The sequence below is a fragment of the Frankia sp. AiPs1 genome, from assembly GCF_023716945.1.
Classification (GTDB): domain Bacteria; phylum Actinomycetota; class Actinomycetes; order Frankiales; family Frankiaceae; genus Frankia.
On record NZ_JAMQQF010000874.1, the window covers coordinates 1 to 1,684 of the forward strand.

The 1,684-nt window shown below is 75.1% G+C and carries 2 protein-coding genes; both read left to right on the forward strand.

The annotated features are described in order from the left end of the window. Positions 1 to 145: 145 nt before the first annotated feature. Positions 146 to 1,258 (forward strand): zinc-dependent metalloprotease, encoded by a 1,113-nt coding sequence (locus ND748_RS31485; protein WP_251749934.1) that lies wholly within the window; start codon positions 146 to 148, stop codon positions 1,256 to 1,258. A 52-nt stretch (positions 1,259 to 1,310) separates the two neighbouring features. Then, positions 1,311 to 1,684, forward strand: a 374-nt coding sequence (locus ND748_RS31490; RefSeq protein WP_308205785.1) for an ATP-binding protein, incomplete at its 3' end; no start/stop codon positions are given.

Consider the following 1,684-nt stretch of genomic DNA (forward strand, 5'->3'; position numbering starts at 1 on the left):
GAGTCGGCGGCAACTCCGCCGGCGACCCCGGCGGCGACCCCGGTGACGACTCGGCAGGGCCCCGCGTCGGCGACGCGCCGCGGCGAGGGCCTCGGTGCGGGCGACGTGGGAGCAGAGCGGGGGCCGGCCCGGTACGCTCGGATTCGTGGACGCCGAGCTGGTCGACTGGGAACTCGCCGTGACGACGGCGAGAAGGCTGGTCCGCCCCGGCCCGCAGATCACCCGAGAGCAGGCCGGCGAGGTCGTCGCCGAGCTCCGCCGCCTCGCGGTGGAGGCCGAGCGGCACGTGGAGGACTACACCCACCTCGCCCCTGCCGGCGCCATCACCCCCATCAACGTGGTCGACCGGCCCGAATGGGTCCGTTCCAACGTCGCCGGCCTGCGGGTGCTCACCACCCCCCTGCTCGGCAAGCTGTCCGACCAGCAGCGCGGCACCTTCTCCACCGCCGTCGGCCGGCGGGTCACCGGAATCCAGCTCGGCACGGCGCTGGCCTACCTCGCCAGCAAGGTGCTGGGCCAGTACGAGGTGTTCCTGCCGCCCGAGGAGTACCTCGCCGGCCCCGACGGGTCGGCCACGCCGGACGCGGTCGGCCGGCTGAGCCTGGTCGCGCCGAACATCGCTCACGCCGAGGCCACCATGGGCGTCGTGCCGCGTGACTTCCGGATGTGGGTCTGCCTGCACGAGCAGACCCATCGGACCCAGTTCACCGCCGTGCCGTGGTTGCGGTCCCACCTCGAGTCCGAGATCACCGCGTTCATCGAGGCCACCGACCTCGATCCGGACGTCCTCGCGGATCGGGTCCGCTCGGCGGTGGCCGCGGTGCGCGGGGCCGTGTTCGATCGGGGCGCCGACAGTCCGAGCGTGGTGGAAGCTCTGCAGACCCCGGCGCAGCGGGCGGTGCTCGACCGGCTTCAGGCGATCATGACGTTGCTGGAGGGCCACGCGGACCAGGTGATGGACGCCGTGGGCCCCAGGGTGGTACCCACCGTCGCCGACATCCGGTCGAAGTTCGAGGGCCGCCGCGACGGCGGCTCGCCGCTTGACCGGTTCATCCGCCGCCTGCTCGGGCTGGACCTCAAGCTCCAGCAGTACCGCCAGGGCGGTGCCTTCGTCCGGGCCGTCGTCGCCGAGGCCGGGGTGGGCGGCTTCAACACCGTCTGGGAGTCGCCGACGACGCTGCCGACCCGCGCGGAGCTGGCCGATCCCACCGCATGGATGCAGCGCGTCCTGGGCAGTCGCCCGTCGATCTCGGCGTGACGGCCGTGGTCCGCGGGGCGCTCGCCGGCGCGGCCGGACACCGGGCCCCGCGGTGACCCAGTCCGCCACCGGCGGTGACAACCTCGGTGCGGCGGCCGGGCCAACGGGCAGGGCGGCAGGCGGCCCACTCGACCAGACGACGCGAACGACGCCGACGGCGCGGTCCAGTCGGGCGCCGGATCCGGCCGTGGCCGCGGTCCGGTTCGCAGTCCGCAACGCGGTCGCCGATCTCGACCCGGGCGAGCTGGTGCTTGTCGCCTGCTCCGGCGGGCCGGACTCGATGGCGCTCGCCGCGGCGCTCGCCTTCGTCGCCCCCCGCCGGGCCCTGCGGGCCGGTCTGTTGGTCGTCGATCACGGCTGGGATCCCGCCTCGGCCGAGCGCGCGCACCGCGTCGCCGAGCTGGCCGCGGCCCTCGGGCTGCGCCC